Consider the following 26,418-nt stretch of genomic DNA (forward strand, 5'->3'; position numbering starts at 1 on the left):
GCACGAGCACTGCCACAAGCCCCACCGCCTCAATCGAAGAACCGCGAGAGCCACCCCAGCGGGGCACCCCGGCCCTGCCACGAGATGAGCCCGGACGACGGCGCGTCACCGGTATCCCCGTCCAGCACCGCCGGCTCGTCCGACGGGCCGGCGCCGAGCGTGGCGACGTGCGGCGCGGCACTGGTGTCAACGAACTCGTGCAGGGACTCGTCGAACACCAGCGTGCCCTCCTGGATCGGCGCCATCATGTCGGCGACCTCGGCGATCGTGTCGTAGTTGCCGGAGGCGAACGCCGCCTGCAGCAGCGACTGCGTCTGCTGGAGGGCCGACATCGAGGCCGCCAGCTGATCGGCCGCCGCCGGCGCGATGCTCACGCCCCGGGCGACGTTCGGAAGCTGCAGGTGCCGCGCGCCGCCGAACAGGATGTCGCCGGCCGGCGCGCTCGCCTGCGGGACCGACCCGGCCGCCGCCGCACCGTCCGTGCGAGACCGAATCGCCTGCATCAGGTTGTCGAACAGGCCGGAGCTCTGCGCGATGGTGATGATCACCGGCTCCTGGTCGTTCACCGTCACCGTCCCGTTCGGCGCGAACAGCCCGCCGGGGTTGATGATGCGCGGGTGATCGATGTCCTGGTTCGGCGGCGAGACGTTCGACTCGGCGAAGAAGGCCGTGCCGGCGTTCACGACGACCACGTCGGTCGCGAACGGATTGTCGTCGCCCGCCGTCAGCACGATGTCGCCGTTGAAGGAGTTGGCGAGCACTACGCGCAGGATGCCGTTGGTCTCCGTGACGACGATGTCGCCCGGCGCCTCGAACGCCACGTCGTCGCCGCCGGCCAGCGAACCGGACGGACCGGTCGAGCCGATCCGCGTGTCCACCTCCAGGGCGTTGTTGAGCGTGCCGATGGAGGAGCCGGCACCGTGGACGTCGATGTCCAGCTCGCGGGCGAAGATATCCGTCGCCGCATCGTTCTGGATGTCGACCACGGAGCCGCTCCGGGTGCGCAGCGACACGTCCTGAAGCGAGTTGATGGTCGCGACATTCATGTTGCCGACCAGCTCGTCGAGGTAGATGCCGCCCGTCCGCACACCCGCGAACGACACCGCGTTGAGGACGCCCGGCCCGTGCGCCGCCGAATCGATCTCCAGGAAGTCGCCGAGGATGCCGACGCCGGTCGCGAACGGCGCGGGGTTCTCGTCCGTCGGCAGGCCGGAGATCAGGAAGACCCCGTTGCCGGACACGTCGAGTGTCGGGGACGACTGGACCGACGTGAAGGCGTCGATCAGGCGACCCGGCGCCGCGATGGTGACGTTGCCGGCGGTCGACTCGATGAGCGAGATCCGAAGGTCGCTCGTGCGCTCCTGCACGACGATGTTGCCGTTGGTCACGACCGTCGCGGCGCCGAGGACGTTCTGGTTGCCGCCGGCCCAGTTCACGTCGGTGGAGATGGCGAAGTTGACGGTCGTGTCCGGCACGTCGTCGACCACGACGGAGCCGTAGTTCGCCTCGCCGCCGCCGATGCTGGTGGTCCGCGTCGAGGCCGCCGTATCGCCCACGTAGTCGAACGTCGTCGACACGTGGCCGATGTCGAGGAACCCGCCGGACCTCGCCTCCGCGAACAGGTAGGTGGAGTCGATCTCGACGAAGTCGGTCCCCAGCGCGCGCAGGATGTTGTCGATCCCCGGCGAGGAGATGTCCGGCCGGAAGTGCAGGTTGTAGATGCCGCTGCCGGGCTCGAGCGGGCCGACGGGGTTCTCCGGATCGATCCCCGGCGGATCGTAGAGGTTCACCGTGACGGTGCCCGCGTCGATCCCGTTGAAGCCCTCGCGGGTGTCGTTGACGACGACCTCGAGGTTGTCGCCGGCGGTGATGCGCTCGATCGCAACCGTCTCCGAGAAGTCGCCGGTGCTGTCCGAGTTCGGCCCGTCGGCGCGGTCCATGGCGGTGATGTCGACGTCGACGTCGCCGAGGGCGTCGATGGTCGCCTGCCAGTCCTGCACGACGCCGTCCATGTCGCGGTAGCGCACCAGCTCGATCGCGATCGGCACGCGGATGTCGAAGTCGCCGCCCTGGAAGGACGCGACGCCGCCGATGTCGCCCACCGCGTCGAGGTCGATGACGTTGGTGCGGATCAGCTCCACATGGCCGAGCGACCCGCCGGTCGGGCTCGGCACGACGTCGCTCTGGTCGGAGCGGATGTCGCCGCGCTGGTTAAGGATGCGCGTGGTGCCGAGCGGGTTCTCGATCCGGTCCGCCAGGATGACGTCGGAGACGCCCGGGACGGAGTTGTCGAGGATGTTCAGGATGTTGATGAGGGTCGGAGCGTAGTTCGGCGTCAGGTCGAACTCGAAGGTGAAGCGGGTCGCAGGCGCCGCGTCCGGATCGAGCGGCGTGTTGTTCGCCGGCACGCCCGGCTCGTTGTCCGGTATTTCGTCGACGATGACGTTGATGATTGCCCCGTCGTCGTTCTGCACACCGGAGCGGATATCGATGAAGTTGCCGACGTCGATGAGGTTCGTCACCAGATCGAGCGGCGACTCGTTGATGATGGTGACCGAGCCGAACGTCTTGTCCACGATGAACTCGGCCGCATTGCCCCAGATCTCGCCGGGGTCGACGTCGTCAAAGCCCTCGATCGCGTTGGCGTAGAACGTCGCGGTGCCGACCTCGTCGAACACGATCGGCGCGACGACGATGTCCGCCGTCGGGACCGGATCGCCGACGTCGAGGTCGAGGATCGTGCCGCCGGCGCCGAGGAGATCGACGTTCTGCTTCACCTGGATGACGCCGTTCTCGTCGACGACGAGGACCGGATCCTCCTCCGCGAGGAGCCTCACCCGGCTCTCGAAGAAGATGTTGCGGTCGGCCTCGGTCGAGGCGCTGGCCTCCGCGTCGCCGAAGTCGACGACCGCGCCGTTCTTGGTCGCCCGCGCACCGTTCGACAGACCCGACTGGATTGCGTTCACGTCGAGGTCGTGGGTCGCGATGTCCGAGCCGAACCGGCCCTCAACCTTCGCTTCGGAGTCGACGTAGCCGACCGCCGTGGCGTCGGAATCGCCGCCCGCGCCGCCGAGCCGCGAGTGCGCCCGGCCGTAGTTGTTGATGTTGCTGGTGCGGGCGGTGATCGTCACCTCGTCGGAGCCCGTCGTGTCGGAGCCGGCGTCGAGGATCACCTCGGTGTGGGCCGCGGCCCGCGCGCTGGCACCGGAGTCGACGTCGGCCCCGAAGGCCCTCGCGTCGCTGTTCGCGTCCGCCAGGCCGCGCATGCTCGCGACCCGGGCCTCGATGTCCACGACCCGCGCGTCGAGCGTGCCGCCGATGACGGCGAGCGTCTCGGCAAGGTTCGGATCGGGATTGTCGTTGATGTCGTTGTCGCCGATGCGCGAGCGGGCTTCCGTCGTGCTGGCGCCGGCGAAGCCGCTGGTGCGAACGCGCGACACCGCCTCGACGTCGCTTCGACTGGTGCTGTCGACCGCGATCACGTCCTGGGCGCGCAGCGAGCCGTCGACCGTCGCGGTGATGCTATAGGTCGAGAGCGACTCGGTGCGGGCCACCGCGTCGTTGCCGAACGCGGCCTGGTTTGTGGACGCGTAGGTGCTGACGGTGGTGGAGCCGGAGGCATCGATGTCGATGTCGTCGCGCGCGACGAGCTCGGCCCCGCCCGCGATGTCGAGGGCGTTGACGTTGTCGCCGTCGGCCACCGCCGTCGTGGTGCCGAGGGTGATGCCGCCGCCCTGCGCCGCGTCCGTCGTCGTCGCGACGCTGAGGACCGAGTCGGAGGCGATGACGATGTCGTTCGCCGAGATCGCCGCGTCGCCGACGTTCAGCTCCACGTTGACGTCCTGCGCCGCCACGGCCGTCACCGACTCCGCGGACACCACGCCGCCGGAGACGCCGGTCGTCGACGCGGTGACGATGCCGTTGCCCGATGGCGCGGCGTTGAGACCGCCGGCTCCGCCGACACCGCTGAAGCTGCCGATGACGTCACCGGTCAGGTCGAGGATGAGGGCGTGCTCGCCCGCGCCGCCGGACGCGGTGAGGTCCACGCCGTCCACGCTGAAGGTGTGCGTGCCGCCCGTCAGCCCCCCGGCGTCGATGGCGATGGGGGCGCCGCCGGACGTGTTCGCGAGCTGGAAGGAGCCGGCCGCCCGGTTGACGACGAAGTAGGACTGGCCCTCGACGAGACCGTCGATCGGTGCGTCCTCCACCGTGCGCAACCCGTAGATCGTCGGATCGTCGGCGTCGCGGACGATGTCGATGATCTCGGGCGGGACGAAGTTCATGTCGTCGTCGACGAAGCCGGTCGCCTCATCGGCGGTGCGCGCGAGGCGGATGTAGTCGGCGTCCGCCGCGAAGCCCGGCACGTTGCCGAGCGCTGCCCCGCCACCGGCGACGAAGTAGGTCTCGCCGTCGGCGAGGTCGGCTCCGCCCGCGACCTCGATCGTGTTCGGCCCGTCGGCGGTGAAGACCACCTCGTCACCGATATCGAAGGTGTGGCCGGGCACGTAGATGCGGTTCGAGCCGTCCGCCACCACCGGGTTCATCGCCCCCGGGTTCACGTCGGCGTCGACGACGCCCGCGGTGAACTCGGAGAGAGGCCCGGCGTGGTAGGTCACGACGTCGCCGTTCTCGAAGGTGTTGGCGCCCTGGATCGTGTTGGCCGACACGTCCCCGCGGTCGACGACGACGTCGGTCTCGGCGAGGGCCGGGTCGAAGAGCTTGATCGTGTTCTCGTCGATCACCGTCACCAGGTAGCGCTGGCCGTTGTTGAGCCCGCCCACCGGCGCGGCACCGTTGGAGTGGTAGTAGACCGCGTCGCCATCCTCGAAGGTGTGTCCCTCGATGGTGATGGTGTCGTTCGCCGTGTTGACCCCGCCGCCGAACGTGCCACCCAGATAGGTCGACGTGTCGTCCCGGACGACGGCGGTGTAGGTCCGGCCCTGGATGAGCCCGCCGCTGTCCTCCCCGACGAAGCCGATCAGGTCCCCGGTGTCGAGCCCGTGCGGCTGGCCGAAGTCCACGAAGTTGTTCGTGCCCGGGGCCGATTCGCCGATCGAGGGGTTGGTGGCATCGGTGGTCTGGACCGAGCCGTCGGCGAGCTGCACGATCGCGGTGCCGTGCTCGGCGCGCAGCACGACGTCGCCGGCCGCCTCGATCTGCGGCGCTGCGCCGACCGTGAGGCCGACGTCCGCTGTCGCCGTCGCGATCGATCCCATGCTGCCGATGCTGAGGCCGCCGAAGGACGAGGCGACGGACTTCGCGTCCGCGTCGGTGTTGAAGATCGCCACTACGTTGATGTCGCGGGTCGTCTGGATCTGCGAGCTGGAGGAGCCGAACTCGACGTTCAGCGCGCTGTCCGTATTGGCGCTGATGTTGCCGGAGTCGGAGATCGAGACCGTCGCGCCCTGCCGCCCCGCGAAGGCCGCGTTGGCGGCGCTGAAGCCGCGAGCGTCGATGTTGAGGTCCCGCGCGCCGGCGACGCCTCCACCCGACACGTCGCCGTCGAAGACGACCAGCGTCGACCCGAAGGTGTTCACCGAGAGGTCGCTGCTGCTGACCGCGATGCCGATCGACGCCGCGAACGAGTCCGCCGAGCCGAAGGCGTTGTTGGAGTTGCGCGCGACGATGCCGACGTCGCCGGTGTCCGCCCTGAGGTTGGCGTTCGTGCCGATGTCGATGCCGACGTCCGCGTCCGAGAGGGACGAGAGCGTCGACCCGTTGGCGGCGAGCCCCAGTCCGACCGAGGTCTGCCGGCCGTCGACGATGGCGCCGAAGCCGAGGTCCGCGCCGGGCTGCGAGGTGTCCACGAGGAAGCCGAGCGCATTGTCGAAGTTGAGCCGCGCGGCGATCGACAGTGGGCTCGCGCCGCCGGCGAAGACGTTCGTCGCGTCGCCGACGTCCACCGACACGTTGGGCGTGAACTCGGCATTGCCGTTGATCGCGCTGAGCGTCCCGCCCAGGGCGGCCGAGAAGCTCGTCGCCGTGGCGTAGGCGACGCCGCGCATGTCGGCGATGAGCTCGACCGGTCCGGCGTCGGAGGAGATCGCCGCGTCCGGCCCGAAGCCGGCCCCGACGGTCGCATCGTTGATGGCGTTGCTGGTGACGGCCCCGCCCGACCCCAGGAGGCCGATGGTGGCAAGGTTCGGCTGTGCCGTCACGCGCCCGTCGAGTTGCGCCGAGACTGTAATGCCGGCGGCGCCCGTCGTCGCGACGGAGGTCTGCGCCGCGCCACCGACCGCGTTGCCGATCTCGGCCCGCACGCTGCCCGTGTCGGTCGCGTTGGCGACCAGCGATCCGATCGCGATGAGGAGCGAGCCGCCGATGGCGTCGACCGAGGCGTCGGCGTCGTGCTCGGCGTTCGCCAGCACGTCGACGCTATCGGCGGAGATGCGCCCGTCGTTGCCGATCCCGGCGAAGGTCTCGCTCTCGATGAGCGTCGTCACCGTGCTCGCGGTGAACGAGACGGCGAGCGAGGCGGAGACGTTCGTGACGGAAGGCGTCGCCGTCGAGACCGCGTCGGCGGTCACGTCGAGGTCGCCCGTCAGCATCATCAGGACGTCATCGCCGACCGAGGCGCGCGTCTCGTGGTCGACCGAACCCGTCACGACCAGCGAGGACACCTGGACGGCGCCGCCGATCCGCAGCGGGTTGGCGTTGGTCGCCTCGGCGTTGACCACCGCATCGGCGTCCACGGTCACGTTGTTGGCGTCGATCAGCACGCCGTCGCCGATGCTCGAGCGCGTCGCCGAGCGGGGGCTGTCGGTGAGGCCGTCGTCGAGGATGCCGACCCGCGCGATCACGTCGACCGCGTTGACGTCCACCGCACCCGAGACGCCGGCGCTGTCGATCCGGGCGACCGCGAGCGGGTCGCCGGTGTCGGTCACCGCCGTCAGGCTGAGATTGCCGTCGCCGAGGTTCAGCTCCGAGTTGTCGCCGACGAAGGTCTCCGTCGTACGTGAGGCGATGGCCTCGGCGTGCAGGACGCTGACATTGGCGACACCGGCGCCGCCGAAGGACGACATCGTCGCGTTCGCCTGCGCCGTCGTCTCGCTGGCATCGACGTCGACGTCGTCCGCACTGAGCACGGTCTCCTCGCCGACGTAGGCCCGTGTGGCACCGGCGATGATCGATGTCGAGCGGATCTGGGTGATGTTCGCGGCGAACGAGCCCGAGATCGAGGTGACGAGCGTGTCCGCTGCGGTGTCGGCCGTCGCGCTGACGGTGACGTCGCCGGGATTACCGCCGCCGTTGGCGATGGAGATCTCCGCCTGCCCGTCGGCGCCGACGTTGCGGGTCGAGCCGAGCGCTTCGCCGACGAAGGCTTCCACGTCGTGGCTGGCGAAGGCGATCGGGTTGATCCCCTGGACCGTCACGGCACCGGCGAAGCTGATCGCGAAGGTGTCCGCGTCGGCGTCCGCGTTGCCGTCGGCGATGATGCCGAGCGACGCGGACTCGATGTCGAGGCCGTCGCCCGCGTAGGCGCGGGTCAGGCCGCCCGCGGTCGCCCGCGGCTCGAAGAGGGTCACGTTGACGCCGGCCGACCCGCCCCCGCCGTCGGCGTTCGCGTCGGCGATGATGTCGGAGAGCGCGGTGACGTCGACGTCGCCCGACACGTCGAGCTGCGCCCCGGCCATGCCGCCGCGCACACGGCCGGCGGCCGCGCCGATGAAGGCCTCCGCCGTGCCCTCTGTCGTCGCCACGGCCGTGCCGATGCCGACACCCAGACCGAGGGTGACGTTGGCGAGCACCGTGGTCGCCACGGCGTTGAAGACGACGCGGTCGTCGCCGATCTCGCCGGCACTGACGTCCAGCGCGCCCGCCGCCATGTCGACACCGTCGCGCACGAAGGCGCTGACGTTGCCGCTGACGATCGCCGTCGGCTCGAAGATGTCGAACGCGAGGCCGGAGACGGAGAGGCCGGCGGTGCTCGAGACGGCATTCATCGTGCTGTCCGCCACCACCGTGACCTCGCCGCCGCCGACGTCGATGGCGGTCATCACGTTGGCCGCGTCGCGCGCCCGGCTGGCGCCGATGAACGCCTCGACGGACGCCGAGACGGTGGCGGTCGTGCTGACGACCGTGGCCGCGCCGACGCCCGAGATCCCGACCGAGACCATGTCCGCGGTCGCATCCATCGCGCCAGTATCGGCGAGGATTGAGAGGGAGTCTGCCGTCACGTCGACACCCTCGCCGACGTAGGCGAGCACCTCGCCGCTGACGACGGCCTCCAGCGTGTAGCCGCCGATGGTGATGCCGCCGGAGATGCCGACGCCGGTCGCGACCGGCGAGGCGACCATCGTCGCGAAGGCGTTGACCGTGAGGTCGCCGTCGAGGACAAGCGTCGCGAGGTTGGTGCTGGGGTTCGTGCCGGCCGGCGCGCCCACGTGGGCGTCGACGAGGCCGCTGACCACGGCCCGCGAGGACTGGATGGCACCGCTCGCGACACCGCTGATGCCCACGAGCCGGGTCGTCGCCAGCGCCTCGTAGGCGCCGTCCGCGTCGATGTCGAGCCCGTCCGCGACCACACGCGTCGCCTGGCCGACGTAGGCCCGCGTCACGCCGGAGACCTCGGCGTCGGTCTGGACGAGGGCGATGGTCGCGCCGAAGCTCGCCGTGCCGTTGAAGACGTCGGACACGGCGTTCATGTCCGACCAGGCCTGAACGTCGATCGGTTCGTCGACGGTGATCACCTGGGTGAAGACGGCGTTGAGCGGCGTGCCGATGGGCCGGCCGATGAAGGCCTCCACCGTGCCGTCGACCACCGTCTCGATATCGATCGTGTCCACCGAACCCGCCGCCGAGAAGCCGGCGGTGAAGATCGACGCGGTGGCGTCGAGGTTGATCCGGTCGTCGCTGTTGCCGGCCTCGACATGCAGCTCCTCGGCCATGATGTCGACGCCCTCGCGGACGAACGCGCGCACCTCGGCGCTCGCCTCCGCCCGCGGGCGCAGGACGCTGACGTCGAAGCCGAGCGAGCCCTCGCCGCAGACGATCTCGGAGTTGGCGAGCACGACGGCGTCGGCGTCGACGATCACGTCGCCGTTCCCGTTGCCCGAGCCGTTGATGGCGATCGCCGGGGTGGCCGTGCTCGTCGCCGCGGTCCCCGTCTCGTTGCCGATGAAGGCCTCGACGACCGCCGTCACCCGCGCCTCGGGGATGATCACCGACACGCCGCCGAGGAGCGCGATGCCGATGGTGTTGCTCGCGGCCTGCGCCTCCATCTGCGGTGCGTCCGCGGTGATGGCGAGGTTCTCGGCGGTGAGATCGGTGTTCTCGCCGACGTAGGCGCGCACCGAGCCGCCGGTATCGGCCGTCGCTTCATACTCGCTGACGCGGATGCCGGCGCCGGAGCCGCCCGAGATCGTCGCCTCGGAGTAGCGCTCGGACGTGGCCGCCAGCGTCGCGCGGCCGTCGCGCCCGCCGCCCGGAGCGAGCGTCACCGTCGTCGTCGATGCCGGACGCGGCGTCTCGCCGGCGCGCGTTCCGATGTAGACGGCCGTGTCGCTCGTGATCGTCGCGGTCGCGTGGCTGACGTCGACGGTATGGCCCAGCGAGACCGCAACGGTGACGTTGTTGGCGAACGCCTCCTCGTCGCTGTCGGCGGTCATGTCGAGCTCGCCCGCAGTAAGCGTGACGTTCTCGCCGATGAAGGACTCGGTGCGGCCGGCGATGGTCGCCTCCGTCATGGTGACGGCGACGCCGTTGGCGATGCTGAAGGCGAGGTTCGCCGGGGCGGCGTCGGCCTCGAGGGTGGCGCCGGCGTCGAGGGTGAGGCGCGCGTTGCCCATGTCGATGGCGACCGGCAGCAGCAGTGCATCGTCGAGCGGGTCCACCTGTGTGCCGCCGACGAAGGCCAGCGTGTCGCGCGCGACGGTCGCGCTCATCAGCACGACGGCCCCGGCGTTGGCGCCGACCGCCACGTTGAGCCCGTTCGGCAGCGCCCGGGCGACCGAGTCGGCCGTCACGAACACGTCGTCGTCGACGTCGATCGTCATGTCGCCGTCGAGGTAGGCGCGCGTGGCGCCGCTCACGTTGGCGACGCTCTCCATCGCCGACACAGCGAAGTCGAGCGCGCCGGCGATGCCGATGGTCTCCGTCCGGGCGATGAGGTCGGCGTCCGCGTCGACATAGAGATCGCCGTCCGCGGTGATGTCGCTCGACACCGCATGGGCGTCGACATCGCGGTTGAGGTTCGTCGTCGCCCGCGATCCGGTCCCGGCGCCGCCACCGCCGAGGGTCACGGCGGCGATGCTGGCGCTCGACAGGACGTCGAGGTTCGCCGACGACAGGACAAGGACGTCCCCGTTCTGCGAGACCGCGGTCGAGTCCTCGAGCCGCGCGACGACGTCGCCTGCGATATCGTTCGTCGCCTCGCCGACGCCGAGCGCCGCCCCGAACCCGAGCGACAGCGAGAGCGCGAGCACGCATGCGTCGTAGTCGGAGGTGTCCGTCGCCTCGACCGTCAGGTCGTTGAGGCTGAAGACGTCGGACCCGTCCTCCACCGCCGCTTCGACGAGACGGTTCGAGCTGTTGGACGCGACGGCGCCGGCGGCGCTGAAGGCGCCCGGCACGAACGAGACGGAGATCGCGAGCGCGATCGCATCCGCCTGCGCGTCGACGAGGCTTGTGGAGGAGGCGAGCACCTCGGCGACGTCCCCGTTACCGGCGACGGCGCTGTCCGAGACGATCGCCCGGGTCATCCCGTCGAACGTGTTGGTGGCACGCGCCGCCGCGATCGCGAAGGAGAAACTCGCCCCGAGCGAGATGCTGGCAGACACGGCCGCGGCGAGCGCGCTCGCGTCGACGTCCATGTCGTCCTCGGCGTTGACCGTGACGGAGTCGTCGGCCGACGACACGTCGGACCCGTCGTCGATGGACGCAATGACGTCCTGCCCGACCACGTTGACGATACTGGCGCCGGTCCCCGCCCCGCTGATCGTGAGGCCCGCACTGACGCTGATCGAGACGGAAACGCCCGTCCCCTCGGCGTCGATCGAGGCATTCCCCTGCGCATCGACGAGGACGGTATCCTGCGCGTCAACGGTCGAGCCGCTGATCGCGGCAATGACGTCGCCGCCCCAGGTGGTCCGCGCCTCGGCAAAGGAGATCGACAGCGTCGCCGACACGCCGGCCGAACCGGCGACGGAGACCGCGACACCGACGACGTCGAGTTCGACCTCGCTGTTGTCGCGCGCCGTCACGTCGACGCCGGCGTCCGTCGTCAGGACCGAGTCGATCACTTCGGCCGCCGTGCGGTTCGTCGCCGACACGACCGCGCGCGCGCCCGCCACGCTCCCGCTGATCGACACGCCCCCCGCCCCGCCGAGCGAGATGCCGATGCCGACCGCGTCGACCGCGACGGTCCCGAACGAGCGGGCGGTGACGTCGATGTCATCGCCCGCCGTAATCGTCGATCCCTCGACGACGGCGTCGACCGTGGTGTTGTAGTCGACGCGCGCCAGCGAGAGCGCCACCGTCAGCGCGATGGCCGCGCCTCCCGAGGCCGCGATCCCGGCCGAAACCGCCGTCAGCGTTGCATCGATGTCCGAGAGGTCGCGCGCACGGACGAGGACGCCCTCGTCCGTGGTGATTGTCGAGCCGTCGCGCACCGAGGCTTCGACGGCGTTGTTCATGATGTTGCGCGCCACGACGCCGGTCCCGGCGCCGCCGATGCTGCCGCCGCCTGCCGCCGAGATCGCCACCGCTGTCGCAATGCCGTCCGCCTCGATCGAATTGGAGAGGCGCGCATCGACCGTGACCCCGTCGGGCGCGGTGACGGTCGAACCGTCGATGGTCGCGAGGGTCGTGCCGCTCATCGAGTTGAGCGCCGTCGTCGCCGCGATCGCGATGTTCACCGCCGCGGCGCCCGAACCGGTGACCGACACCGACACCGAGAGGAGGAGCGCGTCCACCGTGGACTGGTCCGTCGCCGTCACGGAGACCTCGCCGGCCGCGTCGATGACGCTGTCGTAGACGCTCGCCTCGACCAGGCTCGTGATCGTGTTACGGGCGACCGCGCCGGTGCCCGCGCCGCCGACCGACACGCCACCGCTGCCGCCGACGCTGAGCGCCATCGAGACCGCGGTCGCCTGAATTTCGTTGACGTTGTCCGCATCGACGATCACGTCGCCGTCGAGCGAGGTCACGTCCGAGCCGTCGATGGTCGCGATGGTGGACGCACCGAGGGTATTGAGCGCGCGCGTCACGGCGATGGAGACGGAGACGGCCGCACCGCCGGAGCCGCTGACGTTGACCGTCGCCGCGATGAGCTGGGTCAGGAAGCTCGAGGTGTCGATGGCGTCCACCGTCACGTCGCCGTCCGCCTCGACGACCGAGCCGTTGGTGATGCTGGCCTGCGTGACGTTGTTGGTGGTGTTGCGCGCATCCGCGCCGGTTCCCGCCCCGCCGAGGGCGACGCCGGAGGCGGCCTGAAGGCTCATCGTCGCCGCGGTCGAGATCGCCGTCGTGTCGTTGTCCGACACCGCCGTCACCGCGACGCTGTCGCCCTCGCTCGCGACGTCGGACCCGTCGATGCTCGCGAGCACGGTCCCGTTGTTGGTGTTGGTCGCCCGGGTCGCCGCGACGTTGAAGCCGATCGACGCACCGGAGCTCGCCGTGATCGACAGTGTCGACGCGAACACGCGTGCGTCCACCGGCGACAGGTTCTCGGCCGAAACCGTGATCTCGTCGGGTGCACGCACGACGCTGCCGCCATCGATGGCGGCGGTGACCGTGTTGCTCATCGTGTTGGTGGCGACCGCACCGGATCCGGAGACCGTGACCGCGACCGCGCCGGAGGCCGTCACGTTCATGGCGATGGCGCGGGTCGCGGACTCGATCTGATTGTTGGCGCTCGCCGCCACCGTGACCTCGCCGTCGGTGGTGTCGACGGTGGAGTTGCTGACGTGGGCGTCGACAGAACCGTTCAGCGTGTTGGTCGCCGTCGCGACGACGATGTTGATCGACACCGCGCCGGAGCTGCCGACCGCGAGCGACGCCCCGAAGGAGCCGACGGAGGCGTCGATGCTCGACACGTCGCTCGCCGCCACGCTGACCGGACCGTCCGCGTCGAGGTCCGAGTTCTCGACGATCGCCGACACGTTGCGGCTCATGGTGTTGTTGGCGGTCGCCCCGGCCCCCGTGCCGGCGAGCGAGAAGCCGCCGGACGCAGTGAGGCTCGCCGAGACGGCGACCGTCGTCGCCGTGATGGACCCCGCCCCGTTCGCCTCGACGGTGATACCGTCGCCCGTCGATTCGGCGACCGAATCCGTGATCCCGGCCGTGACGACGCCGGACAGAGCGTTCTCCGCCAGCGACACGGACACGCTGATCGACACGCCGATCGTCGGGCCGACGCTGCCGGAGATCGACGCTGCCACCGTGTCGGCATCGACCGCCGCGGTCTCGTCCGCGGTGACGGTGATCTCGTCCTCCGCGGTCACGACGCTGCCGGTGCCGATCACCGCCTCGGTGACACCCGAGAGCGTGTTGGTGGACCGCGCGCCGGCGCCGCCGAAGGCGCCGGAGAAGGTCCCGAGGCCGGCCGCGACCGTCAGCGTGACGGCGACCGTCGTCGCATCGACGGTGACGTCGTTTGAGGCGGTCACCGACACTTCGTCGCCGCTGTCGACGACGGAGTTGTCGATCCGCGCCCGCACCTCGGTCGTCACCACGTTCTCGGCGACGGCGGCGGACGCGGCTGCGCCGAAGGTCACTGCGCCCGAGCCCAGCGTCACGGCGACGGCGGTGGAATCGTTGACCGCGTCGATGCTGCTCTCGTCGGCGGCGGTCACGAGGACCCCGTCGCCCGCCGCGATATGGCGGTCGAGGGCCGGATTGATGTCGGCGTCGGCGTCGGAGACAAGCGCCTCGACGGAGCCGCCGATGATGTTGGTCGCGAGCGCCACCGTCACCGAGACGCCGAAGTTGACCGTGCCGGAGCCGGCCGTGATTGAGATCGCCGCGGACGAGCCGCTGACGTCGACCTCCCGGTCGCCGAGCGCGGTCACGGCGACGTTGCCATCCGCGTCCAGCGTGGCGTCGTCCACCACGGCCTGGACCGTGTTCATCACCGTGTTCTCGGCGATCGACACCGCGATCGCGAGGGTGAAGTTCACCGTCGTGCCGCCGACGGCGACGGAGACCGACGCCGCCACGACGTCCGCCTGGATGGTGCTCTCGTCCGTGGCGGTGACGAAGATGTCCGCTCCGTTGCCGAGCACGTCGAGCACGGAGCCGTCCTCGACGGAGGCGCGCACCGTGCTGGCGATCGTGTTGCGTGCCGCCGCGCCCGTCCCCGTCCCGGCGACGTTGACCGCACCGCTCGACCCGCCGATCGCCACGCCGACCGAGGCGCCGACGCCGACGACGTCGATCATGGCCGTCGAGCTCGCGCTGACGGTGATGAGATCCTCCGCCTCGATCCCCGAGGCGACGACCTCGGCCACCGTTGTCGTGCCGACGACGTTCTCCGCGACGGCCGCCGCGACGTTGACGGTGCCGCCGCCTTCGCCGGAGAGCCCCGCGCTCACGGAGACCGCCACGATGTTCGCGACGATCTCGCTGTCGTCGTTCGCGATCACCGAGACCGGCCCGCCGGCGGAGACGTCCGCGTCGCGAACGGCCGCCGTCGCGGTCGTGCCGATGGTGTTGCTGGCGCGCGAGACACCCACGCTGACCGAGATCTGCGCGCTGTCCGACCCCGTGAAGGCCACCGTCACCGACACCGCGTCGACGTCGATCGCCGTCTCGCTGTCCGCGGTCACGGAGACGTCGTCGCCGGAGGTGACGTCGACGTCCTCGACGAGCGCCTCGACGGTGTTGTTGACCACGTTGTCGGCGACCGCGACGGCGGCCGATCCGTTGCCGGACGTATCGCCGCCGATGGCGATCGTCGCGATCCCCGCGACGGCGCTGGCGCCGACCGTGCCGGTATCGGCGGCGCTGACGGTCACCGCGTCGCCCGCGTCGACGGTCTCGGGGCTCGCCGGCGAACTGTCGACGATGGCCGCCCGCGTCACGTTGGCGATGTCGTTGAGAATGACCGCGCCGGTGGCGTTGACCGCGACCGCGGTGCCGTCTCCGGCCGCGACCGTGAGGCCGATGCCGAAGGCGCTGCCGCTGATGTCGCTGTCGCCGAGGGCGTCGACGACGACGTTGTCGGGGGTCGCGATGTCGCTGCCGTTCGCCTGGGCGATGGCGCTGTTGGTGATCTCGTTGTCGACCACCGCGATGCCGAGGCCGACGCCCACATTGTCCCCGTCGCCGACCGCGAAGGAGATGTCGACCGCGCCGGCCTGCCCCTCGATGGTCGAGGTGTCCGCCGCCTCCAGCGTCACGTCATCGCTGTTCGCCGTCACGGACGAACCGTTGAGCCGCGCCGCGGCGCTGCTGGCGATCGTGTTGCCGACGCCCGACCCCGCGCCGGCGAGGCCCAGGACACTGTCGTCGCCCGCCTCCAGCGCCCCGGCGATGCCAAGAGCGAAGCCGGTGACGGCCTGGTCCGACAGCGCGCTGATCGTCAGCGCATCGCCCTCGAGCGTGGCGACGTTGATCACGGCCGCGGTGGTGTTGCTGGTGATCCTGTTGATCGCGACGGCGGCATCCACGGCGATCGCGCCGAGGTCGCCGCCGTTGGTGGCGACGGCGACCGCCGCCGAGCCCGCGTCAGCGTCCGCACTCATCGTATCCGCCGCCGACACATCGACGTCGCCGTCGGTCAGCAGCGTGCCGCCGGTGACGAGCGCGCGGGTGGCCCCCTCCGCCCTGTTGACGGCGGCGGAGCCCGCTCCGCCGAACGCGTCGGAGTCGTTGCTGCCGGCGATCGCGCCGGCGATGGAGAGCGCCTCCAGTTCGGCGGCGTTGAGGGCGGAGACCGTCACCGCGTCGTCCGCCTCGATCTCCGCGTTCCGGATCGAGGCCATGACGTCGTAGTTGAATTCGTTGTAGGCGACCGATGCGCCGATGGCACCCTGCGTCGCCCCGCTGTCGGCGGCGATCGTGGCCGCGGCGCCGCCGGCGTCGGTGTCGATCACGGAGTGGTCCTCCGCGGTGATCTCCAGCGCGCCGGGTGTTTCGACCGTGGCGGGCGAGCGGACCTGCGCAAGCGTCTCGCCGTCCACAAGCGTGACCGCGACGCTGCCCGCGCCGGCGAAGTCGAAGTTCTCCTCGCCCTCGCTGTCGCCGGACTGCACGGTGCCCGCGACGCCCACCGTGGTGGTGTCGATGTTGTTCGCGCTGGTCGCGGTCAGGCTGATGCCGTTCGCGGCGCGCAGCACGTTGTCGCCGAACGCCCGCGCCCAGACCGCGCGGTCGACGTCGTTCACCGAGACGGCGCCGCCCACCGTGGCGTCGCCGCCGTACGCGAAGGTGCCGCTGCCGGCGTCGTTGTCGATGTTCACCTCGTCCGCCGCGCGCAGGACGATGCGCTGGTTCGGGGAGCGGCCCGCGTCGTTCTCGTTGATGCGGGCGCCCTCGCCCACCGTGGCCTTGGTCTGCCCGCGCAGGACCGCGACGGCGGTGGAGAGCGCGATGCCGACCGCCGTTCCGCCGTCGGTCTCGGAGTTGTCCTCGCCGCTGTTGTCCTGCCCGAGCGAGCCGGACGCACCGATCGCGAGGTCCGTGAGGTCGGTGTAGCCGGTCGCGACGACCGCCACGCCGCGGACGGATTCCGCCCCTTGCTGGCCGTCGGAGCCGAATTCGCTGGTCGGCGCGTCCACCGTTTCGGTTCCGAGCGCGTCGACCACGGCGCCGCCGCCGATCCCCGCGCGCGTCACGTCGCGGTCCACCACGACGGAGACCGAAATGCCCGCCGCCGAACCCGACAGGGATGCGCCGAGCGTCCCGGCGTAGACGTCCATCAGCGTTGTGCTGTCGGCGGCGACGAGGACGCTGCCGTCCGCCGCGACGACGATGGAGCCGTCGACCGGGTCCCCCGGGTCCGGAGCGTCGGGATCGTCCGCCGGGACGTTGCCGAGGAGCGCCATGGTCTCGGACGTCACCACGAGGACGTTCGCGGCGCCCGCCGCCGACGTGCTCTCGCCCGCGCCGAGGTTCGCGGAGAGGATGAAGATGTCCTCCTCGCTGGTCGCCTCGACGATGACGTTGCCGCCGGCCTCGATGCTCGTCGCGTTCGCCGCCGACGTGCCGCCCTCGATCTGCGCGACGGTCGACTTCGTCAGCACCGTCACGTCGAGCCCGACGCCGACTCCCACGCCCTCGAGGCTCGTCGCGAGCGCACCGGCGAAGTCGGTGATCGGCGTCGTATCCTCGGCGCTCACCGTGACGTCGCCACCGGCGACGATCCCGGTCCCGGCGCCGATGCGCGCGAGCGTATCGACGGCGAAGACGTTGATGATCGCCGAGCCCGCCCCCGCATCCGCGCCCGAGCCGATCCCGGCGCCCACCGCGAGCGCGGTGAACTCCTGTCCCGTCTGCGTCAGTCCGAGCACCGAGAGCTCCAGGACCGCGATGTCCGTGGAGGCATCGACGACGAGGTCGTCGTCGACGTCGATCAGACCGTCGGTGCCGATCGTGGCGGACGCGTCGGTGTCGACCCGGTTGAACGTCACGCCGGCGCCGACGCTGGTCCCCTCGTCGCCGATCGCCAGCGCACCGGCCCCCGCGATCGCCTGCACGCCGAAGTCATGGCGACCGCGCACGACGAGGTCGCCGGTCTCGGCGGTGATCGTCGCATCGTCGCCGATCCCGGCCGTACGGCCGCCACTGTAGATGTTGATCGCCGCGGCGCCGGCACCTCCGGCGCTGGAATCCTCCCCCTCGCCCATCTGCGTCGCGCCGCCGCCGGCGAGCGCCACGGCGCGGATCTCGTTGCGCTCGCCATTCGACGTCGCGCCCAGCACGGTGACGGTGCTGCCGGTGATCTCCGCGCCGTTGCCGATGCGCGCCGCTGCGTCGCCGCTCACCACGTTCGAGGCGACCGCCGCGCCGACGGCGGTCCCGCCCTCGGTCGTCAGCGCGGTGCCGAAGGCGATGGTCGTCGCGTCGGCGTCGTTGAGGGCCCGCACGCGCACGTCGTCGTCCGCATCGACGACGCGGTCGTCGCCGATGGTCGCGAGCGCGTCGCCCGCCCCCACGGTGACGGCGATCGCCGCCGCGACCTCGACGCTTCCGCCCTGCGTCTCGGAGGTCGCGTCCTCGCCGGTGCCGCCTTCGCCGCCCGGGTTGCTCGTCTGGTCGGCGGCGGTCGCGTTGGCGTCGTCGATATCCGCCCCCGGCTGGGGCGTCTCGAGCGGCGAATCGGAACGCGAGTCGGCGAAGTTCGAGTTGTTGCCGATCTGCTGGTCGGCGGTCAGCGGGCCGTCCGCCCCCGCCGCGCTGCCGTTGGCGACGGTCGCCGCGGAGCTCGTCCGCCGAGCGTCCACCATGACCTCGTTCGCGGTCGCGGCGCCGGTGGAGATGTCGCGGTCCAGCATCGCGACGGCGTCGGACTCGTCCCAGCCCAGCGCCAGCGCGATCCCCACGCCCGCGCCTTCCGCGCCGTCGACGTCCGCGTCGGCGTTGGTGCCCATGGCGACGAGGCTCTGCGCCTCGACGGTGACGTCGCCGGAGAGGTCGATGGCCTCCGTCCCGCCGAGGAGGATCGCCTCGGTCACCGGCTCGACCACGCTGAGCGCGATCGCGCCGCTCCCGCCGTCCTCGCCTTCGGTTCCGGCATTGGCCTCGGTGACGACGAAGTGTGTGCTGGCCGCGACGACCGAGACGTCCTCGGCCCCCTCCACCGTCGCCGACTCGGCGATGCCGGCGTGGGTGTCGACCCCCTCGCGCGAGAACGCGAAGGAGAGGCCGACGCCGACCGACTCGCCCGCGCTCTCCGGCTTCGCTGCGGTGAGGGTGAGGACGGGCGTCTCGGCCCGCACCAGCACCGCCGGGTCCCCGCCCGTCAGCGTCAGGGCGACGTTCTCGCCGATGTCGGCCGACGTGATCCCGTCCGCTCCGGTGAAGGCCGCCGCGGCGGCGACGCCGATGTCCCCGCCCGACGCGCCGGAGATCGCCGTCGCGCCGTGGCTGAGGAGGAAGCCCGTCAGCGAATGCTCGCCCGTGCCGGGACCGGTGATGGTGATCGCGTTGCCCGCGAGGGCGTCGGCCTGGCTCGCCGCGAGGCGCAGGCGCCCGTTCTCGACGATGGCGTAATACTCGTTCCCGTCCGTCAGTCCGCCGATGGCGTTTCCGGTGGTCTGGTAGGTGACGGGATCACCCGTCATCAGTCCCATCTCGTTGGGGAGCGGGATGAACGTCCCGTCGGCGCCGGGGTCGAAGGTGACGTCAGCCGGGGCGTTGGCCTCCGGATCGCCGGCATCGACGGCCCCGCGGACCAGGACGTGCTCGCTGCCCGTCCCGACGCTCGTCAGGTCGATCGTCTCGCCGTCGGCCGCAGCATTCGCGTCCTGCGCCAGGCCGATCCGCCCGTCGCCCTCGAGGACCACGAAATAGGTTTCGCCGTCCGTCAGTCCGCCGATGGCCGAGCCGGCGCCGGCGTCGTAGGTGACCTCTTCGCCGGTGGTGAACGGCGTGGACGGGAAACCGACGAAGATCGTGTCGTCGCCGAGGTCCACGACGGGACCGCTCGTGGGCGAGATCGACACGGTGCGTGCCGGCGCACGGGCGCTCACGGTCACGTCGTCCGCCGTGACGTCTGCCTCCTCGATGAGGGCGACGTTGTTCAGCGTCGAGTCGCTGACCGCGACCGCGGCCGCGATGGTGGTGCCGTCGGTCTCGTCGGCCGCGCTGGCGTCGGCGACGGCGGCGGCGTCCGCGTGCTGAAGGCCGCGCACGTCCACCGCTCCATCCGCCTCGACGCTCGCCGGCGTGCCGGAGACACCGCGGATCGCCGCGAGCGCGGAGGACTGGAAGAGCGTGATGCCGACCGCCGCGGCGACGGTGACCGCACCGTCGGAGGTGGAGGTGTCCGGGGAGGACGCGCTGGTGCCGCCCTCCGCATTCGCGTTCGTCACCTGGCCGTCGACCTGGGACTGGACGTCCGCTCCGCCGCCGCCCTCTTCGGGCGCACCCGTCGCGCTGGCGACGGCCCGGCTCCGCGCCGACGTCACCATGTTCGTCTGGACGAGGACGTCGCCCCCGCTCACCACGCCGCCTTCGATCAGCGCGCTGCCGCTGTCCTCAACGATGGCGAGGCCGAGGACGGTGCCGATGGCGGCGTCTTCGGCGTCCGCGCTCCCCTCGGCGTCGGCCTTCGTGTCGGCGGTGAGCACGGTGCGCACGGTCACGTCGCCGTCGCTCTCGAGGCTCGCCGTCTGCGCGATGGCGGCGGCCGCGGTATTGACCACGCTGGTCACCGCAACGACCGGGGTGATGGCGGTGCCGCCCTCGACCCCGCCGCGCGCCTGCGCGAGTGCCTGATGACCCGCGAACGCGTCGACACGCGCGACCTCGGCCCCCGTCACCGTGACGTCGTCGCCGACGGTCGCGGTCGTTGCCGTGTTGGAAGCGTCGATCGCGAACGAGGCGCCGAGGCCGAAGGTGTCGCCGCCGGACTGCGCCGCGTCGGCGATCGCGGAGGTCGAGACATCCGGCTGCGCGCGCACCACGAACGGGTCGGGGCCGGACAGGGTGACGCTGGTTCCGTCGGTGATCCCGGCCGCCGTCGTCACCGTGGGACGGACGAGGGCGAACGAGCCGGCGACGCCCACGTCGCCGTCGCTGGCGCCGGAGGTCGCCTCGGCAGTGAAGGTGTGCGTGTCGTCCCCGCTCGCGGGGAAGGTTGCCGCGCGCACCACGAGCCCCGATGCCATGACGCTCCCGCCGGAGACGCGCGCCGTGCTCGTCACCGGGCCGGAGACGATGGCGACCGCCGCGCCGACCGTCGCGGAGCCGCCGTCGCTGACGGCCTCGCCCGACGCATCGGCCGCGCCGTCCACGTTGCTGCGCGAGAGGACGCGCACGGGCGCGTCGGCGACGATGTCGGCGTCCACCGACTCGGCCGTCAGCGCCACCGTCCCGAGGTCGAGCGCGATTGCCGCCGCCACGCTGACCGGTCCGTCCGCCGTCTCCGCGTCGGGGACGGATGTGGTGGACGAGCCCGTTCCCGAAGTGCGCCGCGAGGCGGCGTCGCCGTTGGCCGCGCCGAGCGCGCCTTCGCCGCGCTGGTCGACGGTGTCGGGCGCGTCGCCCTCCTGCTCCGAGCCGCCGGCGGACGCCTCCGCGCCGGTGTCGGCGTCGATGGCGCCGAGGACGTGGACCGTCACGGCGTCTGCGGTGGTGTCGCTGGCAAGCCGCGCGTTGGCGATGTCGTCGCGCGACGTCAGCGCGAGGGAGACGCCGACGGCCGCGTCGTCGCCCGTGCTCTCGCCGACGGCGTCGGTGTCGACCGAGGTCGTGTGGTTGGCGCGCACGAGGACGTTCCCGCTGGCGCTGATCGGATCCGTCGCGTCGACGAGCGCATCGGTCTGGGCGCGCAGGATCGCGATCGCCGCAACGGGGGTGAGCGCGGTGCCGCCCTCCGCCCCGCCGTTAGCGCGGGTGAGCGCATCGTAGACGCCGCTCGCGCGCACAGTGACGTCGGTGGGACTGCCACCGAGCGCACCGCTGCCGGTGATCTCGGCGACCGTGAGGTGATCGGTGATGGTCGTCGCGACGGACGCGCCGGCGCCGACGGAGGTGTCGTCGGTCTCGTCCTGCGCGGCATCGGCTAGGGCGCGGGCGTCGCTGCGGCCCGTGGCTTCCACGACCACCGCACCGGACGCGTCCGCCTCGCCCGCGAGCCGGGCGAGGTGCCCGCTCTCGCCGAGGTCGATGGCGACGGCACCGGCGAGGCCGAGATTGCCGCCGCTCGCTCCCGACGTCGCCCCCGCGACCGAGCGATGCATCCTGTCGGCGAGGCGGTTGCCGTTGCCGCCACCGGCGGACGTGAGCGTCACCGCCTCGCCCGCCAACGCGCCCTCGAGGCTCCCCGCGAGGCTGATCGCGCCGTCGTCGTCGACGATGGCGAAATAGGTCTCGCCGTTCGTCAGGCCGCCGATGGGATCGCCGCCGGCCTCGCGATAGACCAGCGCATCGCCCGTCCTCAGCGCGTCTCCGCCGTTGATGATCAGGCGCAATGCGTCGCTGGCGGGGTCGAAGTCGAAGTCCTCCATCCCGGTATCGGTGAGCGTATGGCCGGTGCCTGCGCCGGTGGAGGTGAGGTCGATCTCCTCGCCGTCGCCAGCGTCCATCTCGCTCGATGCGAGCTGGAAGAGGCCGCCGCCGAGCGCGATCGCGTAGTAGGTCGCCCCGTCGGACAGGCCGCCGATCGCGGTCCCGCCGCCGTCGCCGTAGACGAGCGCGTCGCCGGTCGCGATCCCGGTGCCGGGGCCGAGGAAGACGGTGTTCGCGGCAATGTCCACGACCGGCACGTCGGTGGCCGAGACGCGCAGGTTCCGCTGCGCCATCTCCGCCTCGACGCTCACGTCGGTGGCGGAGACGCTGGCGCCTTCTCCCACCAGCGCCTCGTTGTGGACCTTGCCCTCGTTGATCGCGACAGCGACGCCGACCGAGCCGGCTCCGCCGTTCGCCGCGCTGGCGTCGGCATCGGCGGCGCTGTCCTTGTTGGAGATCGCGCGGACGGTGACGGCACCCGCCGAGACGACGGCCACGCCGTCGCCGATCTCGGCCACGGTCGCACTGTCGACGAGGTCGATCGCCACCGCCGCGGCGAGCGCGAGCTGGCCCTCGCTGGTGGAGGCGTCCGGCGTCTGGGTCTGCGAGGAGGACGACCCGCCGCGCGCGTCGGCCTGATCGTTGGCGAAATCCTGCTGGTCCTGGTTGGCGGCGTTGACGTCGCCGGACGAGCCGCTGTCGCTGTCGCCGGCCGCGCTGGCGCTCGACAGGGCACGGCTGCGCACCAGCCCGGTCGAGACGATGGAGAGCGCGCCCGTCGCCGTCGCATCGCGCATCAGCGAGGCGGAGTTGCCCTCGTCGTTGAGCACCATCGCGAGCGAGGCGCCGATCGCCGCGTCCGCCCCTTCCGCATCGCCCGTCGCGCGGGACAGCGTGTCGCCGTCCTGGCGCGACATGACGCTGATCTCGCCGCCGGACAGCGGGTCGCCGGTGCCGATCAGCGCCGTCGTCGTGTTCGTGTTGATGGTGATCGCCGCCACCGGCGTCGCGACCACGTCCCCGCCTTCAGCAGGTCCCGACGCCGTCGTCGTCGCGTCGTGTATTGACTCGGCGTTCAGCGTAACGTCGCCTGCGCCGGTGACGCCCGCGCCGTCGGCGATCTCGGCGATCGTGAGCGTGTCGAGGATCGTCAGCGCCACCGAGGCGCCGATCCCGAAGGCCGTGCCGCTCTCGGCGTCCTCGCGCGGGACCGCGGCGGTCGAGACGTCGGTCTCCGCCTCGGCGTTCAGCGTCAGGTCCGCACCGCCGAGGTCTACCCCGCCGCCACCCCCGTCGGAGACGCGCGCCGCAACGACACTCGACACCGAATGGATCGACAACGCGCCGGCGATGCTGGTGCTCGCGTCGTCGCCGGTGCCGGACGTCGCCGTCAGCGAGAAGGAGTTGCCGGCGTCCATCGCCGCGTCGAGCGAGACGCCGCCGCCGGCCGCGATGGTGCCGCCGTCGAAGAGGTCTATGGTCACGCTGGACGCGATGGTCTGGAGCCCCACGGCGATGCCGACGCCGGTGCCCGCCTCCGTCGTGCTGCCGTCGGCCGTCGTCGCCACCGCGTCGCTCGACATCGCGGTCATTTCGAGCGCGCCGTCGGTCGCGACCGCCCCGTCCGTGTCGAGGACGACGGACGTTGTCGGGCGGTAGTCGGAGATCGCGACCGCGGCGGCGAAGCCGACGTTGCCGTCCGCCGTCTGCGCGCGGTCGCCGACGTCGCCGTCCTGGTTCGGATCCTCGAGCCGCTGGTTGCTCTGGCTCGCCCCGCCGGCATCGTCCGCTCCGCCCTGCGTGGAGAGCGACGTGGTCGAGACGTCCGACGTCAGGGTCGCGCTCAGGGTGATGGAGTCGGGGCCGTCTCCGCCATTGGCGCCGATCGAGGTGCTGCCGGCGAGGGCGACGCGCGTGTCGGTGCTGACTTCGGTCACCGCGAGCGTCGCGCCGACCGCGCTCGCCTCCGCGCTGCCGTCCGCCCGCGTTTCGACCTCGATGTCGCTCGTCGCAGTCAGCGCCACCGCGCCCGACGCGGAGATGGTCGTCGCGCCCGCCGCCGTGACCTCCGCTCCGCCGCCCACGACGACGACGGTCGCCGCCGCGTCGGCCGAGGCGTCGGACGTGTCGTCCCCGTCCGCCGCGTCCGCGAAGGAGGCGTCGATGGTGACGCCGGCATCCATCGTCACGTCCGCGCCGCTGATGCTCGCCCCGTCGAGGGCGATCTCGGCGGTCGGCAGCAGGGTCAGCAGCGAGGCGTCCAGCGATGCGCCGAGATCGCTCGGCGTCACGGTCGGTGCGGTCGTCGCCGACGCGTTCAGATCGACGACGCCGGTGGAGGTCAGCACGCCGCTGACCTCGATGCGCGCCGTCGGCAGGGCCACGAAGAGCCCCTGCAGGACCGGGTCGGGGATGAGCCCCATCGTGTCGATCGCGCCGTCGTCCTCCGCCACGGCGTTGAGGGTGATGGCGGACGCGGTGATCGACCCGGAGACCTCGATTTCCTCTGAATTGACGGTGACCGTGCTGGTCGTGACGAGGTTGCCCTCGACGATCACCACGTCGTCGCCGTCCTCGCCGTTGACGATGAGCGATGCGCTCCCGAGGTTCACGTCCTCGATCGTCAGCCGGTCGCGCGACAGGAACGGAATGCCCTCGTCCTCGCCGAGGTTGATCGTGAGGCTCGACGAGGGCACCGCGAACTCGACGCTCTCGAACGTGATGATCTCGAACGGATCGGTCGAGGCGATCGTCAGCGTGCCGCCGTCCTGGGACAGCGTCGCGGTATCGCTCATCCCCGACAGGTCGATGACGCGGTCGGTGGTGTTCGTGTTGTCCGTGATGGGTTCCAGGCCGTCGTAGACGAGGACCACCCCGTCCCGGTTGACGGTGCCGGAGGTCGGGCCCGTCGCGGTGTAGACGACGCTGTCGAAGGTCCCGCCGTCGAAGACCATAACGTCGTAGCCGCCATCGCCCCCGTCCAGCCCACCGGTCAGCGATCCGGTTGCGCCGACGACGAAGACGTCCTCGTTGTCCGCCGCGCCGACGAGCGACTCGACCCCGACGAACGCGCTGCCCGCGACCGTGCCGGTGTCGGCCCCGTCCACCGTCCAGGTCGTATCGACGGGCGGTCCCGTCAGCACATCGTGCCCCGCGCCGCCCGAGATGGTCACGCGCGCCGCGGTCACCTCGTCGAGGGCGCCGAGGGCGATCGTGTCCGCGCCCGCGCCGGCCTCGAGCGTGAGGTCGCCGCCGGGTCCGGACGCGTCGAAGTCGATCAGGCCGGGCGCGCGGACGCCGACGCCGTCCTCGATCCCCATCAGTGACAGGGCGTGACCCGCGACGCTGGTGTCGGCGAAGATGCGGCTGCCGGCGGTGGTCTGATCGTCGACACGCTCCACTCCGCCCAGCGTGACGGCGAGCGCGTCGCCGCCTCCGGCCAGGTCGAGCGTCCCGTGCCCGGTGCTGTCGGTCGCGAGGCGCACGCCGTCCAGCCTCCCGTCGACGGTCAGCACATCCTCCCCCGCACCACCGGAGAACGTGACCGGCGTGACGAAGCCGTCCGAGAAGTCGATCTCGAGCGTGTCGTCGTCGGACGTGCCGAGCACGGAGACGACGCCGACCCGCTCCATCGACTGGGCCGCCACCTCGATACCGGAGGTGCGGTCGGTGACGTGCAGGAACTGTGTGAGGTTGTCGTAGTGGAGGGAGAGGTTGTTGCCGAGGTCGCCCATGTCGAGGTTGAGCGGGGCGATATCGGCGGAGAGCAGGTAGCGCGGTTCGAGGGCTTCGATGTCGAAGCCGGTCGGCGGGGCGGTGGCACTCTCCCTCGACCGAAGCCGTCGTGCCTTCAGGAAATGAGGGTGGACCGGCCTGTCTCCCCGCCCTTTGCCCTTGCGCCACCTAAGCTTTTTGGGGCCAGCGTCGCAGAATACGGAGCCGAACGGAGTAGACATGGCATTCCCTCAACTAATTCACCGCCGTGACCGGAAGCCGCCATTCGACGACTCCCCGCCCCACGGCGGTGCTGCGCTCTAATAACTGTGGCGCCTTTGTACTTATGTATACGTTGTTTAGACCTAGCTTCCGGCAGGATTGTGTCTGAAGGCCATCAACTCATCGCTAGCTCGATCACGTCTGCACTCGAGAGGAAGTTGCTAAATTTACTGCCGCTTTCCGCAAAACGTGTGCACTCGCGTCACGGCTTCGTGATGTTCATTGCCATGTTTCAATAATCACATTCTTGAAATCTGGCGTCTTAGAGGCGATTAGAAGGCAGGTCTGGCGCACCCGCCACATCCGGCC

At 71.2% G+C, this 26,418-nt stretch carries 1 protein-coding gene; it reads right to left on the reverse strand.

Going from position 1 to position 26,418, the window contains the following annotated elements; translation table 11 throughout:
- Positions 1-29: 29 nt before the first annotated feature.
- Entirely contained in the window at positions 30-26,069 is a 26,040-nt protein-coding gene (locus tag DLJ53_RS16875) for an LEPR-XLL domain-containing protein (protein WP_111347363.1), read from the reverse strand.
- Positions 26,070-26,418 lie beyond the last annotated feature (349 nt).

Origin of the sequence: Acuticoccus sediminis, from assembly GCF_003258595.1 — a bacterium.
GTDB classification, from domain to species: Bacteria; Pseudomonadota; Alphaproteobacteria; order Rhizobiales; family Amorphaceae; genus Acuticoccus; species Acuticoccus sediminis.